The organism is Bacillus haynesii (genome assembly GCF_001969855.1).
Taxonomy (GTDB): Bacteria; Bacillota; Bacilli; order Bacillales; family Bacillaceae; genus Bacillus; species Bacillus haynesii.
In genome coordinates, this window is the sequence record NZ_MRBL01000007.1 from 61,722 (window position 1) to 75,882 (window position 14,161).

At 47.8% G+C, this 14,161-nt stretch carries 13 protein-coding genes; 6 read left to right on the forward strand and 7 right to left on the reverse strand.

Features of this window, described 5'->3' with window-relative positions:
* Positions 1-74: 74 nt before the first annotated feature.
* Complete coding sequence (locus BTA31_RS07195; RefSeq protein WP_043927356.1) at positions 75-431, forward strand: YisL family protein; 357 nt, start codon at positions 75-77, stop codon at positions 429-431.
* Positions 432-469: 38 nt separating this feature from the next.
* Here BTA31_RS07195 and BTA31_RS07200 read toward each other — a convergent pair whose 3' ends face one another.
* On the reverse strand, positions 470-1,036 hold the full coding sequence (locus BTA31_RS07200; protein WP_076790390.1) for a DUF2777 domain-containing protein: 567 nt from the start codon (positions 1,034-1,036) through the stop codon (positions 470-472).
* A 164-nt stretch (positions 1,037-1,200) separates the two neighbouring features.
* On the opposite strand from BTA31_RS07200, the gene asnB reads away from it, so the two are divergent.
* The gene (asnB, locus tag BTA31_RS07205; RefSeq protein ID WP_076790392.1) at positions 1,201-3,042 is read left to right on the forward strand and encodes an asparagine synthase (glutamine-hydrolyzing); all 1,842 of its coding nucleotides are present in this window, start codon (positions 1,201-1,203) and stop codon (positions 3,040-3,042) included.
* A 125-nt stretch (positions 3,043-3,167) separates the two neighbouring features.
* On the opposite strand, the gene BTA31_RS07210 is transcribed toward asnB, so the two are convergent.
* The 3 genes from BTA31_RS07210 to BTA31_RS07220 form a co-directional block, all read right to left on the reverse strand.
* Complete coding sequence (locus tag BTA31_RS07210) at positions 3,168-4,547, reverse strand: ammonium transporter (RefSeq protein ID WP_076790395.1); 1,380 nt, start codon at positions 4,545-4,547, stop codon at positions 3,168-3,170.
* A gap of 55 nt (positions 4,548-4,602) precedes the next feature.
* Positions 4,603-4,944 (reverse strand): P-II family nitrogen regulator, encoded by a 342-nt coding sequence (locus BTA31_RS07215; protein ID WP_076790397.1) that lies wholly within the window; start codon positions 4,942-4,944, stop codon positions 4,603-4,605.
* A gap of 201 nt (positions 4,945-5,145) precedes the next feature.
* The gene (locus BTA31_RS07220) at positions 5,146-6,486 is read right to left on the reverse strand and encodes an MATE family efflux transporter (protein ID WP_076790400.1); all 1,341 of its coding nucleotides are present in this window, start codon (positions 6,484-6,486) and stop codon (positions 5,146-5,148) included.
* 121 nt (positions 6,487-6,607) lie between these two features.
* Between BTA31_RS07220 and BTA31_RS07225 the strand changes: the two genes are divergently transcribed.
* The 4 genes from BTA31_RS07225 to iolX all read left to right on the forward strand — a co-directional run bounded on the left by BTA31_RS07225 (position 6,608) and on the right by iolX (position 10,352).
* Positions 6,608-7,471 carry an AraC family transcriptional regulator gene (locus BTA31_RS07225; protein ID WP_076790402.1) on the forward strand — a complete coding sequence of 288 codons (864 nt, stop codon included), beginning with the start codon at positions 6,608-6,610 and terminating at the stop codon, positions 7,469-7,471.
* A 28-nt stretch (positions 7,472-7,499) separates the two neighbouring features.
* Complete coding sequence (locus BTA31_RS07230; protein WP_076790404.1) at positions 7,500-8,057, forward strand: GNAT family N-acetyltransferase; 558 nt, start codon at positions 7,500-7,502, stop codon at positions 8,055-8,057.
* Positions 8,058-8,113: 56 nt separating this feature from the next.
* Complete coding sequence (locus tag BTA31_RS07235; protein WP_043928197.1) at positions 8,114-9,157, forward strand: LacI family DNA-binding transcriptional regulator; 1,044 nt, start codon at positions 8,114-8,116, stop codon at positions 9,155-9,157.
* A 166-nt stretch (positions 9,158-9,323) separates the two neighbouring features.
* Positions 9,324-10,352, forward strand: a complete 1,029-nt coding sequence (gene iolX, locus BTA31_RS07240; RefSeq protein ID WP_043928198.1) for a scyllo-inositol 2-dehydrogenase — start codon at positions 9,324-9,326, stop codon at positions 10,350-10,352.
* 102 nt (positions 10,353-10,454) lie between these two features.
* Here iolX and BTA31_RS07245 read toward each other — a convergent pair whose 3' ends face one another.
* The 3 genes from BTA31_RS07245 to BTA31_RS07255 are packed head-to-tail and all read right to left on the reverse strand — an operon-like array spanning position 10,455 to position 14,134.
* The gene (locus BTA31_RS07245; RefSeq protein ID WP_076790406.1) at positions 10,455-11,543 is read right to left on the reverse strand and encodes a Ger(x)C family spore germination protein; all 1,089 of its coding nucleotides are present in this window, start codon (positions 11,541-11,543) and stop codon (positions 10,455-10,457) included.
* Positions 11,540-12,658, reverse strand: coding sequence for a GerAB/ArcD/ProY family transporter (locus tag BTA31_RS07250; protein ID WP_076790408.1), 1,119 nt, complete (start codon positions 12,656-12,658; stop codon positions 11,540-11,542). Before BTA31_RS07250 ends, BTA31_RS07245 begins: the two co-directional genes overlap by 4 nt.
* A gap of 6 nt (positions 12,659-12,664) precedes the next feature.
* Positions 12,665-14,134 (reverse strand): spore germination protein, encoded by a 1,470-nt coding sequence (locus BTA31_RS07255; protein WP_076790410.1) that lies wholly within the window; start codon positions 14,132-14,134, stop codon positions 12,665-12,667.
* Positions 14,135-14,161: the final 27 nt, after the last annotated feature.

Here is a 14,161-nt window from a genome sequence, read left to right on the forward strand (position 1 = left end):
ACATTGTTTTGTTTAATGGACCGGTTCATGATAAGATAAGAACGATACCTGATTTGATAGGGGGAAAAACGAATATGACGCATATGCATATCACGTCTTGGGTGATCGCGCTCATTTTAGTGTTCGTTGCTTACGGACTTTACTCGTCTGGGAACAGCAAAGGCGCAAAAATTACACATATGATTCTTCGCTTATTCTATATTATCGTGATCATTACCGGGGCGCAGCTCTTTTTAATGTTTACGGCATGGAACGGAGAATACATAGCAAAGGCCTTGCTCGGCCTCATCACCATCGGATTCATGGAAATGCTTTTAATTCGCAGGAAAAACGGAAAAGCGGCCACTGGGATCTGGATCGGCTTTATTGTCGTTCTGCTCTTGACGGTTGTGCTTGGACTCCGGCTTCCGCTGGGCTTTAAAGTGTTTTAATTAAAAGACATCGGTTCTTTATGAGGACTGGTGTCTTTTTATGTCGGCGGCTTGAAGGTTGAAATCATCACGATTCGTTCCCCGTCTGAAGCGGTCCATTCGAATCTGTCCTTCCATTCCTCTTTTCGTTCGTAATGGTGCTGCAGGGCGCATTGTTTCATATCATGAGAAAACTGATAAAACGAAACGCCCTTGACATCCTTTTTCTCGGGCAAAAAGCTCAGGCCGTTATAGGCGAAGACGCAGTCAAAGACGGAGAAGCCGAGGCTGTTCAGCTGATCCAAAAAAGAATAGAACTGTCCGTCTTCCAGATCGTTCAAAAATTCGAGGAATGCCTGTTTTACCGTTTTCAGATAACGGATCGATTCTCCGCCTGTCAGCTTCTCGGTCTCCGGCTTTTCCGTTACGGCAAATTGATCAAACAGTTCGGCTTTTTGCCATTCTCCGTCTATGCTGATGAAAACTCCGGGGCTGTTCAGGCTTTCAACCAAAAATAAATCTCCTTCTTCATTTTCAATCAGGCAGATCCCGTCTTCCATTAAAATTTTGCCATAAATCCATTTTCGCTTTTCGGCATAAAGTCGTTTTTGGCGTTCGGTGTCCATGGGCGGTCTCCTTTCTTATTTCGTTTTTTCCAAAACGGGCTTGTCTCATACAAGACTCTGTTGGACAATTCAACTATTATTTTAAGGTGCATAAAATAGGTAAAGTGACAAAGGAAGTGAAGCCTAAAGCAGAGGAAGAACATTAGAATTGGAGCTGATCGACAATGTGTGGAATAACGGGGTGGGTCGATTTTAAGAAGCCGCTTGTCCGAGAGCAGTCAATCATGGAAAAAATGACTGATACGCTTTCGAAAAGAGGACCTGATGATACGAATGTTTGGGGAAAGCACCATGTTTTATTCGGACATAAACGCTTGGCAGTTGTGGATCTGGAAGGCGGAAGACAGCCGATGACCCGCACACATCAAGGATACGATTATACGATTTGCTATAACGGCGAGCTCTATAATACGGAGGATTTGCGGAAGGAGCTTAGGCAGCGGGGGCATCAATTCAGAAGCCACTCAGATACAGAGGTTTTGCTTCATTCATACATGGAATGGAAAGAGGAATGCATCGACAGGCTGAACGGAATTTTTGCATTTACGGTATGGGATGAAAAGCGCGATCTTCTTTTTGCGGCACGCGACCGGCTCGGCGTTAAACCGTTCTTTTACACCGAACAGGGCTCATCATTTTTGTTCGGATCTGAAATCAAAGCCATTCTCGCTCACCCTGAAGTGAAAGCAAAGGTCGACCGTTCAGGGCTGGCCGAAATTTTCGGCCTCGGTCCGTCGAGATCGCCGGGGAGCGGTGTTTTTAAAGGAATAAAAGAGATTCGCCCGGGGCATGCGATGATTTTCTCAAAGGACGGTTTAACGGTTTGGCGCTACTGGAATGTGAAAAGCGAGAAGCATACGGACAGCTTTAATGAAACGGTGGAAAATGTGCGGTCGCTGTTTCAGGACGCCGTCACAAGGCAGCTAGTGTCTGATGTGCCGGTATGTACGTTTTTATCAGGAGGGGTCGATTCGAGCGCCATTACCGCAACGGCCGCCAAGCATTTCGAGAGAGAAGGGAAGGCGCCCCTTCATACGTTTTCGATCGATTATGAAGATAATGAGCAATATTTTACGTCAAGCTCATTTCAGCCAAATGCCGACGGCCCGTGGATTAAAAAAATGTCCGATGCATTCGGAACGGTTCATCATAACTGCGTGATTTCCCAGGAGGAGCTGGCTGCTTATTTGGAAGAAGCCGTACTGGTCCGGGATTTGCCGGGGATGGCTGATGTCGATTCTTCCCTGCTGTGGTTTTGCCGTGAGATTAAAAAGGACTTTGTCGTAAGCCTTTCCGGGGAATGCGCGGACGAAATTTTCGGCGGCTACCCTTGGTTCCATTCGGCAGAAGATGTGAAAGGTTTCCCATGGATGAGATCAATGGAAGAACGGATCGGACTTCTGCAGGATGGCTGGCAGAAAAAGCTGAACCTCAGTGAATATGTGAAGGCGAAATACGAGGAAACGGTTAAAGAAACACCGCTGCTGGAGGGAGAAACGGGTGCGGAGAAACGAAGAAGAGAGCTGTTTTACTTAAATATGCTCTGGTTTATGACAACGCTCTTGGACCGAAAAGACAGAATGAGCATGGGGGCGAGCCTCGAAGTCCGGGTTCCGTTTGCGGATCACAGGCTTGTCGAGTATGTCTGGAATATTCCGTGGGATGTCAAAATGCATGGCAGCCGTGAAAAGGGCATTTTCCGCAAAGCGCTGGAAGGCATTTTACCTGATGAAGTGCTGTACCGCAAAAAAAGCCCATATCCGAAGACGCACCACCCGGCCTATACGAAAGCTGTCATTCGCTGGCTGGAGTCGCTGCTGGAGCAAAAAGACTCGGCGCTTTATGTTTTCTTAGACAAGGAAAAATTGGAGCGGCTGATTGAGACGGAGGGCGCATCATTTCAAGTTCCCTGGTACGGACAATTGATGAAGGGGCCGCAGCTGATCGCGCACCTTGCCCAAATCCATACTTGGTTTGAGACTTATCGAATTGATATCGAGGAATAACATAAAACACCCGGCATATGCCGGGTGTTCTGCATTTTGGCAAAAGAAAACGGCGGCGTTTTTTTTGAACACCGCCGCTGATTTCAATGATCAGCAGACCGGCAGGCGAGCCGGATGCATGAGAGTCAAACCTGTTCTGTTTTGGAAGACGGTCCCGGCTTTAAATTGTTGAGCCGAGAGACAAGATCCGTTCCGAAAGCCGAGCTGACGTCAACATCGCCCTGATCGATGTAGCTTTCTTTATACTCGTACGCGGAAGAACCGTGTTCGGCATAATCGAGTCCGGAAATTTCCTCTTCTTTTGATACCCTGATCGGAGCGAGAGCTTTCATTACAGCAGTGACAACCGATGTGGCAGCGAGGGTCCAGGCTGCGATCGCCAAAATGCCGACGGCTTGAATGCCGAGCTGTGCGGCTCCTCCTCCGTAAAAGAGACCGCTCGATGTATTGAAAAGCCCGACTGCAAGCGTCCCCCAAACACCGCAAACACCGTGAACGGCAATGGCGCCGACGGGATCGTCAAGCTTCAGCACCTGGTCGATAAACTGAACGCCGACAACTAAAATGACACCGGCGATGCATCCGATCAATATCGAGCCTGTAAATGAAACGCCGTCCGCGCCCGCGGTAATTCCGACAAGGCCGCCAAGCGCACCGTTCAGTGTCAGGGAAGGGTCGATCCTGCCGTAGCGGAAATAAGTGAACAGCGCCGAGCTGACGACTCCTCCCGATGCCGCTAAAAGGGTTGTGGTGATGACGTGCGGAACGGCGGCAGGATCAGCCGCAAGCGTGCTTCCGCCGTTGAACCCAAACCAGCCGAACCACAGGATGAAGACGCCGAGTGCGCCCAGCGGAATGCTGTGTCCTGGAATGGCGTTGACCTTTCCGTTTGCATATTTTCCGATCCGCGGCCCGAGAAACATGACAGCCGCAACCGCACCCGCAGCGCCTGTCAAGTGAACGATCGCAGATCCGGCAAAATCAACAAATCCGAGGTCGTACAGCCAGCCTTCACCCCAAGTCCAATGGCCGACAACCGGATAGATGAGACCGGTCATAAACAGCGTCAAGATCATATAGCTGCCAAGCTTCATCCGTTCAGCGACAGCACCGGAAATAATGGTCGCGCATGTAGCGGCAAACACGGCTTGAAAGACGAAAAATCCGACATCCTGATTACCCGCTAAAGCAAAACCGCTTGTGCCGATGAACCCGCCGGCACTGTCCCCGAACATCAATGCGTATCCGGCGAAGAAATAAAGGATCGAGCCGATAGAGATCGTCAGGAAGTTTTTCATTAAAATGTTTAACGTGTTTTTAGCTCTCGTAAAGCCTGATTCAACCATCGCGAAACCAGCGTGCATAAAAAAGACGAGCAGAGTGCCGATGGCCACCCATGTCATGTTGACCGAATCATTGACCGATTGCGCCGTTGGTTCAGCGGCCAGAGCTGATGCTGCGAGGAAAAAACTGAGGAACAGGACGAAAGATACCTTGGTTTTCATAAGAATCACCCTTTCTAAAGTATCGGCTAAAAGAGGCAAAAGGGAATTGGTCGTTTTACACAATCGCTTCCTTTCCGGATTCCCCTGTCCGGATTCGAATCGCGTTTTCAATCGGAAGCACAAAGATTTTTCCGTCGCCGACCGTTTTTGTCGAACATGTGCTTTCGATGATTTTGATAATTTCATCAACGTTCTCCGATTCAATCACCATTTCAACTTTCACTTTAGGCAGCAGCTTGATTTCATAGGAAGTGCCGCGAAACAGAGCCTGTTTCCCGCGCTGCTGGCCGCAGCCGGCAACCTCTGAGACCGTTAATCCGTTTATGCCAACCTCTTCAAGCTTTTTGCGGAGGCGGGGAAACTGTTCGGGGCGTATTATTGTTTCGATTTTTTTCACAATGTAAATCCTCCTTTTGGTGTAAGGTTTTATTACGTGTGTTGTTATGTTTATTATCATACGTAAAAGTGAATTGAAAATCAATACGAATTTTCAAAAAAATTAATCTATTAGACCTATTATTTGAGAGGTATTCATTCATAGGATGAAATTCTTGTGAAGTTTTATAACATAAAAAACCTGCTTTCAGTTGAAAGCAGGTTATGCTGCAAATCCTTTTTGAAGCCACATTTTGGATCTCCATCTTCTGTACATCAAAATGCCCCTGACCCATTCGTCGGCGATGAAGGAAAACCAAATTCCCGCCAGGCCGAATCCGAGCTGAATGCCGAAAATATAAGCGATCGGAAGGCCGATTCCCCACATCGAGACAATCGCCATATAAACCGGATATTTCGCGTCCCCCGCAGCTCTGAGAGAATTAATGATGACCACGTTAAACGAGCGGCCCGGCTCCAGAATAATCGTCAAAAGGATCAGTATACTGGCCGTTGCGATAATATCGGGATTGCTGCTGAAAATGCCGATCAGCTGTCTTGAAAACACAGCGAAGAGAACGGAAGTAAATGTTGTAATGGCCAGAGCCCACCACAGGCTTTTCAGACAGCGGCTGTATGCTTCATCAAATTGTTTCGCGCCGATATGGCGTCCGATTAAGATTTGCGTTCCCTGGCTGATCGCTGTGCCGAAAAGCATGATAAACATCATCAAATTTTGGGTATAGACTTTTGTCGTCAGCGCCTGCGCGCCCATCAGCGTGATAAAATAGGTGACAATCATCTGTGACGCGTTATACGAAAGCTGCTCCCCTGCTGAAGGAATCCCGATTTTCAGCAGTTTTTTCAGATGACTTTTCTTTAAGACAAACAGCCGTTTGGACAACAGCGGCATGCCGACGCGCTTTTTGACAAGCAGAGCGATCGCCAAAAGGCCGATGATGCGCGCGATTGAAGTGGACATTGCCACGCCGGCCACGCCTAAAACCGGAAAGCCGAACGGTCCGAATATGACAAGATAGTTGCCGGCGATGTTCAGGATATTCATGCCGATGGTTACAACCATTGTGTCCTTTGTATGCCCGTAGCTTTTCAAAATAGCGCTGAACGTCATAATGAGCGCTTGGATAAAGGACAGTCCGCCGACGATCTGGAGAAAGATGCCGGCCTCGGCAAGCAGGTTGGCGGACAGACCCATCATCAATAAAAGCGGTTTGGCAAATATATAAATCGCCGCACTGATGAATAGACTGATGATAAAGTTGGCGCTGATGGAAACATAGCCGACTTCCATCGCTTCGGCTTTTTGCCGCGCTCCTAAAAATTGAGAAATAATAACGGTTGTTCCTGTTGCGATAAAACCGAACATCACAATGATCAAGTTCAGCATTTGGTTGCTGACGCCGACGGCTGCCACGCTGTCGTCGGAATATTGGCTGAGCATCAGGGTATCTGCGTTGCCCATTAACATATATAATGAAACCTCGATAAAGATAGGCCAAGTCAATGTGAATAAAGAGAGGTGTTGAGGTGCTGTTTTTTTCATGGCGTTTGACCCCTTTCTTTTAAAAAATCCGTTTTATAGTGTAACGCCATTTTCTTATAATAAGAAGAGACGAAACCGATACTTCTTGGAGAAATCCGACTTGATGAAAGGGGGAGAGAACATGGAACATATCATCTTTACAATTCCGCCGCTCCCTGTGTTGATTACCGGCGGAGAAGGACTGTTCAAAAGAGGAGAAAAGCATGTGAGGCGTGAATATTCCGTGTTTGATCTCTTATATGTAATACAGGGGGAACTATTTTTGACTGAGGACGGCGAGCCCCATCAGATCCGGGAAGGGGAATACATCATCCTTGTTCCGGGGCTCGAGCATTATGGACACCACGGCTGTCAAAACGATACCCGCTATTTTTGGCTGCACTTTCAGGAGCCGTCCTATGGCTTCGCGCAGCAGGGAGGTGAGAACTGGACCGAGCTCAAGCTGAAGAAGGGGACGTTTGAAACGCCGACATTATATCATTTAAAGATTCCGAGAAAGGGAAAGATCGACCAAAAAGCGTTTATTGAACAACAGTTTAGGCGTTTGATTGACGATTCCGCCCAAAATTCCGACCTGCCTCTTCGGAAGCAGCTCTTGTTCGAAGAGCTGCTGATTCACTTGCAAAAGGAGGCGTTCCATATTCCTTCGGCGAGTGAGCGTGTGGCATCCGAAGCACAGCATTACATCGACCGGCACTATAAGGAGAAGCTCAGCATGGAGCAGCTCTCGGCTGCCCTGCATTATCATCAGGACTACATTACCCGCTGCATGCAAAAGGTGTTCGGCATCACACCGGGCCAATACGCCAATAAGGCGAAGGTTTTTGAAGCGAAGCGGCTCCTCTCTTCTACAAACGACAAAATGTCATCGATTGCCGAACAAGTCGGAATCGATGATCCGACATATTTTTCAAAGCTGTTTAAACAATTAGAGGGGATTTCGCCCGTTGAATACAGAAAGATGATGAAGAGAAATATTGAGTGATATTTTCAAAGCATAGGAGGAGAAAAGTTTGGCATCCATCAATGGTGAGAAAGTAAGACTGCGTACGATCACAATGGATGACCTGCCCGGATTATGGAGAATGATTTACGGAACCCAAAACCCTGAATGGAAAAAATGGGATGCCCCTTATTTTCCGCTTCAGCCTGAACCGTTTCAATATTTTCTCGACTCTTTTGTGCCGGCTTTAAAAGAAAAACCGCCGCGCTATTTGGCAATAGAGATCGAAGGAGAGCTGAAAGGTACCGTTTCTTACTATTGGGAATGCCGGCCGACACGCTGGCTGGAATGCGGGATCGGCATCTATGATCCGCGATTTTGGAACGGAGGATACGGTACGGAAGCCGTAGAATTATGGGTCGGCTTCCTATTTGAAAACGTCGATGTGCCGAGAATCGGAATGACGACGTGGTCCGGCAACAGGCGGATGATGAGGTGCGCCGAAAAAGCCGGATTTAAGATGGAAGGCCGGATTCGAAAAGTCAGATATTATGACGGAGTCTATTATGATTCAATCAGATACGGAATCCTGCGGGAGGAGTGGGAGCTGATTTGCGGCGGAAGTTGACACGCTCTATAATATAATTTTAGAAATCTTTCATCAGCGGACTAGAGGGGACCAAAATGAAAAAAACCATTTATGATGTAGCGGAAGCGGCCGGCGTTTCGATTTCCACGGTTTCCCGGGTGATCAACAATACCGGGAGAATCAGCAGGTCGACAAGGGAAAGAGTGTATGCCGTCATGAAAGAACTCGATTATCAGCCGAATGTTCACGCTTCTGCGCTTACCGGAAAGCGCACGAACATTATCGGCCTGTTGACGCCCGATATTGCAAACCCGTTTTTCGGCGAGCTTGCCAAAAGCGTTGAAGAGCGGGCGGGCGAGCTCGGCTTCAGTATTATGATATGCAGTACTGACCGTGATCCGAAAAAGGAGACAACGTATTTCTCGGTGCTCAAGCAAAAAAGCGTCGACGGCATCATTTTTGCGACCGGCATCGAAAATCAGGAGAGCATGGCTGCGCTCGAGGATATAGCAAAAGAGAGCATACCGCTCGTGATGATTTCCCAGGACCGCGCCCTTGTTCCGATGGATGTCGTGGTCATCGACGATTTTATGGGCGGATACTTAGCGACGCGGCATTTAATTTCGCTCGGCCATAAGGCAATCGCCTGCATCGCCGGCGACGGATCGACAACCGGAGAAAAAGACAGGCTGAAAGGTTTCAAAAAAGCGATGGATGAAGCCGGTATCAAAGTGGATGAATCGCTCATCGCCGGAACCGGTTTTTCCCTGGAATGCGGCAAAAAAGCGGCCGCTCAGATTTTCGAAAGCAACATTCCGACCGCCGTTTTTGCCATGAATGATGTGCTCGCGTGCGGAGTCATTCAGACTGCAAGGGAATGGGGGCTCCATGTTCCAACGGATTTATCGGTCATCGGCTTTGATAATACATTTTTAGCCGAAATGACCGATCCGCCGCTTACGACAGTGTCGCAGCCAATTGAAGAAATGGGCCGCCGTGCGGCCGAGCTGCTTGCCGAAGAAATCAGCGGCACGAAAAGCTCGAAAAGCAAAATCATTCTCACGCCTGAACTTGTCGTCAGACAGTCGACGGCCCCTCCATTTAAAAAAGAAGCATATGCTGAAAAGAGCGAGTTTTGATAGAAACAACGCTCTTTTTTCGTTTATAAAGAGAAAGCGCTCGACTTAATTAAATCCTAAAAGCCATTGCAGATAAAATAAATACAGGATAAAATCAGAATTGAAATGAGCAAGCGCTTTCCCTAATTAATAAAGCGCTTTCATAAAATGCAAAGGGGAGAAGAAAATGACAGAACTAGTGAGATGCGCCGTATTGGGGCTCGGAAGGCTCGGCTGTTACCACGCGAAAAACCTCAAAACCGAGGTGCCCGGAGTCCTGCTCGCCGCTGTAGCCGACCCGGCAGAGGGAAGGGCGAGGGAGATTGCTGCTGAACTGGGTGTTGGAAAGTGGTTTGAAGATCCGTTTGAATGCCTGCGCGACCCAGAGATTGATGCCGTCGTCATCGTTACGCCGACATCTACTCATGCCGAAGTGATCAAACAGGCGGCCGAATGCGGCAAACAGATTTTCGTCGAGAAGCCGCTGACATTAAATCTTGAAGAATCAATAGAAGTCATTTCCAAAATCAAAGAAACGGGCGTGATTTGCCAGGTAGGGTTTATGAGGCGGTTTGATCCTGCTTATGCGGATGCCAAAAGGAGGATCGATGCCGGAGAGATTGGCAAACCGATCTATTATAAAGGGTTCACGCGCGATTTTGGCTCGCCTCCGGCTGAATTCATCAAAAAAAGCGGCGGTATTTTCGTCGATTGTTCGATTCATGATTATGATATCGCGCGTTATTTAATGGGAGCTGAAATCACTGCGGTTTCCGGACACGGAAGGGTTTTGAAGCACGCGTTCATGCCGGGATGCCATGACGTCGATCAAGCGCTCACCTATATGGAGTTTGATTCGGGAGCGGCGGGTGATGCGGAAGCAAGCCGCAATTCGTCTTACGGCCACGATATACGCGCCGAAATTATCGGAACGGACGGCAGCATCTTCATCGGGACGCTGCGAAACCCGTCGGTTACCGTGCGAACCGGACAGGGGAGCAGCTATAATATCATTCCCGATTTCCAGGCAAGGTTCCATGAAGCGTACTGCTTGGAGCTGCAGCACTTTGCCGAGTGTGTTCGCAACAAAACGAAACCGATTGTGACTGAAGTGGATGCGGCAGTCAATTTGGAAATCGCGCTTGCGGCCACGCAATCCTGGTCAACAGGCAAGCCCGTCAAGATTCAGTATCAGACGAAACAGCTTACGGTATGAACGGGGACTAAGATCTCATAGGATCAGCAGAAAGCAGGGCGGAAGGAAGCGTTTCTCCGCCCGGGGGCGACTTTCTCCCCGCGTTTTCAATCAACTGTCACCTTATTGCGTATTGACAATCGGTCTCAGATTCAGCTGGTAGTCCACCTTAACATCCATGTTCTCCCAACGCTTCAGCCATGCTTTGTCGCTCATCGGCTTTGTAAACGGAAACAGCGCTTCGCCGCCGACTTCAAGCGGATCAACCCGAATGTTTTGCATGTCCTTAATGATGTCCGCGGTTTTCTTTTCCAATTCAGATTCCACATCATGGACGAGTGCGCTGAATTCGCTTTGATCCTGCAAGTTTTTATCGCCTGTATATTCTTCAATTCCCGCGTTTAGGCTGACCTTCATTGATAAAGCCGTATTGTTTTGATTCAAGTCAAACGTGACGGTTGAGCGGGCTTGGCCGATCACGATTGACAAGTTGGGGATCGTGAGGAACTTCAGGTACCTGTTATTGTTGATCAGCTGAAAAGTTTGATCGTCTATGCCGGTCAGGACCTTTACGAATTTGTCGTTTCGGAAAAGTCCTGTTCCTTCATATGTAAACTGGTTTCCATCGGTTCTGAAAACAGGCACGTATGGATCTGAAAAGTGGGTGTACAGCTGGTTTTTGAATTGATGCAGGTTGACGATGCTCATTTCACCCTGGTTGGCTTTTTCAAAATGCCTTAACGTCTGATACAGATAAAAGTCAAAATTCTCGCTTTGCTTCAATTCGCTCAGTATATATTTGTCAAAATCGCCTTTGACGATGATCAGGTAAAGGCGGGGGCCGATTTTCGGGTCTGACAGGAGCGTGTTGATAATCGGAAGTATGCCTTTGTCGGCGAGATTTTCTTCGATCATCACCATTCTCAGCTGCCCGTTTTTCAGCTCGTTGAAATAATTTAAATTAAAGCGCTTTCCTACTTGTTTGATCATATCGACTTCGGTGCTGAACAGCCGCTTTTTTTCAAGGCCCACCGGAGGGACGACGGTGCTCATCGAGATCTTTCCTTTTTTTCCTTCTTTCATGTACCAAAAGGTAACCGGTGAGATTTCTTCGATCTCATTGTTTTCGACAAATGGAGAGCAGCCCGCAACCGCTATGAAAACCCCGAGTACGATACAGCAGTTTAATATGAGGCGTTTTCCGCTGGTCATGGCATGCGCCCCTTTCGTTTTCCGGCGATGACAAGAATAGCCGGAATCAATACATAAGTGGCGGCTCCGATGGCTACTTCGATCAAAAACCACATATTCTGCTCTTTTCCGGATTGCCAAAACCAGGTGCTCATGATGAGCGAACATCCCGTGATCAGCAGGAAGCTGAACAGAAATCCTCTTCGCGTCACCGGTTTGGACACCCTTTTAAATAAAATGCGAAGGCCTCCGTAAAAGCAGAGCAAAAAAATGGCGATCACAAACGCAAAATGAAACATATGGGCAGACAGAAGAAACGTATCGATCCGCTCCAAAATCGGTGACTGTAAATAGCGGAGCATGTTCATCACCGGAAAAATGGTTTCCCGCAAATAAGAGGAGCCGTAGAAAAACAGTGCACCGATAAACAAAAACAAGTATTCGAAGAGTGAAATCGCATTACCGACCGATAAACATTTCAGCACATTTGTTTCCTTACTGAACCACGGAGCCAGACAAATCAAATACTCGGGGCTGGAAAAAGAAGACCACATGACGAGCAGTGCCTTCCAAGAATGTTCAGTCCATTCAAAAGGAATCAACGGGTATAAATCAGTCAAGGAAGCGATCGGGGGTATGTAAAATCTGATAAAAATGAACACGATCCAAAATGATGACATAAAGGCAATAATGACAAAGCGCATCGTATTTTCCATGCCGCGGGAGGCAGCATACCCGCTGATAACCAGAATAAAGATCACAAGCCAGTTGATATTGATCGCGGGAAAGATGAAGTGTCTCACCGTTTCGGCGTAGCTTGTGATCATGATCGCGATCTTTAGCGCGAGCTGAATTAAGCCGATCAGGATAAAAAAGCGCAGCTTGCGTTCGCCGAAGAGGGCGGCGAAGCCTTCGTAGCCTTTTGCGGCCCCTGGAGAAGACAGCCATTTGGACAACAGGAACAAGTTGAACTGGGACAGCATTCCGACAGCGAGCATGACGAACATCATGTAAGGGTGAACGAGATACATCGGCAGAACCAAAATGAAAAAAAGGACTTGCATACGATTGGCGATGAGGGCGATGTAAATTCCGCCGAGAGGCCGTGTCTTGTGAAATAATTGAAAAGAACTCAAGCCGCTTCATCTCCTTTTTACGTACCGCCATTTTTGCAGGGGATGCAGATATTCGGGGCGCTTTTTCAGCCAAATCAATGGACTTCGAAGAAAAAGATCGAGCCAATCGCGCCAATATAATGGAGTAATCGGTGCAAAATAAGGCTGCTTGAGCGAAGTGAGCCCGTTCAAATGAACAAACAGCCCGATCATTCCGAAGATCAATCCGAAAAAACCGAGGCAGGCGGAGAACACGAGCATCGTAAAATGAATCATAGTGTGCCCTTTAGCGACGATGTAGTTGGGCACCAAAAATGACGCGACCGTTGAGATGCCGACCAAAACGATCAGTACTTTGCTGACAAAGCCGGCCTGCACCGCCGCTTCCCCAATGACAATCCCCGAGATGACACCCAATGTTGAACTTGATTTTGTCGGCATCCGCACGCTGGCTTCCTTGATAATTTCGATGACGAGCAGCATAAGGACAGCTTCCCAAAACGGGCTGAACGGTACTTTGCTTCTTGATTCGATCAGCACGTAAAGGATCTGGAGCGGAAACATATGATAATGATGAGTCGACAAGGCGACATACAAAGGTATTAACAAAATAGACAGAAAAAAACTGGTGTAGCGCAGCATTCTAAAAAAGCTGGCAACCGGCCAGCGCGTCGTATAATCTTCGGCGGAGTGAAAAAGGTGAAAAAACGTGATCGGTGCATGTAATACAAACGGCGTCTGGTCGACCAAAATGGCGATTTTGCCAATGCTTAAATTGTATGCGGAAATGTCGGGACGCTCGGTCTGCTGGAACTGCGGGAAAATCGAATGATGATGATCTTCAATCAATTCAGTGAGCTGTGCAGAATCGAAGATCATGTCAAAATCGGTTTCCGCGATTTTTTTTCTGGCTTCCTCAATTAATTGAGGATTGGTTAATCCGGCAATATAAACGATGACAACGGATGTTTTGCTGAGCGAGCCGACCGTCAGCCTTTCCGCTTTTAAATTGGTTAAAGGCAGCCTGCGCCGCAGCAAAGAAAGATTAACATCAAGCTGTTCGGTAAAACTGTCTTTCGGACCGTACATCACCGTTTCTGTTTGAGACGGTTCAATCTGCCGGCCGACCCGATTTTCAACGGGAATGGCAAACCACTGCTGCTGAACCGGATCATGGATGATGATCGAACCGGACATCAGCCACTCTTTTGCGCTTTCTAAAGATACGATCGGTTCCACGTGCAAAACAAAGGATTTTAAACAGCGATATATTGACTCTTCTTCACCGCTCATGATCAGAGGCCTGATGATCGACTGCTGCAACAGCACCCGGTCAATGATGGTATGTAAATAGTAAAATACTGCTTTTTGTCCGCCTTTTGTTTCATGCTCTTCGATCACCGCATCTGCCATACCGGCGGTGGCATCAAGAAGGGCATCTCTTGTAATGGGAGCGCTCCGCAATCCGGCTCCCTTTTTTTTATATTTTCGAAACATGGACATCCCTCATCAGCGATTGATCAA

Excerpts from the sequence above, each read along its gene's own strand:
- BTA31_RS07195 (WP_043927356.1), top strand. The coding sequence starts at position 75 with ATGACGCATATGCATATCACGTCTTGGGTGATCGCGCTCATTTTAGTG.
- BTA31_RS07200 (WP_076790390.1), bottom strand. The coding sequence starts at position 1,036 with ATGGACACCGAACGCCAAAAACGACTTTATGCCGAAAAGCGAAAATGG.
- BTA31_RS07255 (WP_076790410.1), bottom strand. The coding sequence starts at position 14,134 with ATGTTTCGAAAATATAAAAAAAAGGGAGCCGGATTGCGGAGCGCTCCC.
- iolX (WP_043928198.1), top strand. The coding sequence starts at position 9,324 with ATGACAGAACTAGTGAGATGCGCCGTATTGGGGCTCGGAAGGCTCGGC.
- BTA31_RS07225 (WP_076790402.1), top strand. The coding sequence starts at position 6,608 with ATGGAACATATCATCTTTACAATTCCGCCGCTCCCTGTGTTGATTACC.
- BTA31_RS07220 (WP_076790400.1), bottom strand. The coding sequence starts at position 6,486 with ATGAAAAAAACAGCACCTCAACACCTCTCTTTATTCACATTGACTTGG.
- BTA31_RS07235 (WP_043928197.1), top strand. The coding sequence starts at position 8,114 with ATGAAAAAAACCATTTATGATGTAGCGGAAGCGGCCGGCGTTTCGATT.
- asnB (WP_076790392.1), top strand. The coding sequence starts at position 1,201 with ATGTGTGGAATAACGGGGTGGGTCGATTTTAAGAAGCCGCTTGTCCGA.
- BTA31_RS07210 (WP_076790395.1), bottom strand. The coding sequence starts at position 4,547 with ATGAAAACCAAGGTATCTTTCGTCCTGTTCCTCAGTTTTTTCCTCGCA.
- BTA31_RS07245 (WP_076790406.1), bottom strand. The coding sequence starts at position 11,543 with ATGACCAGCGGAAAACGCCTCATATTAAACTGCTGTATCGTACTCGGG.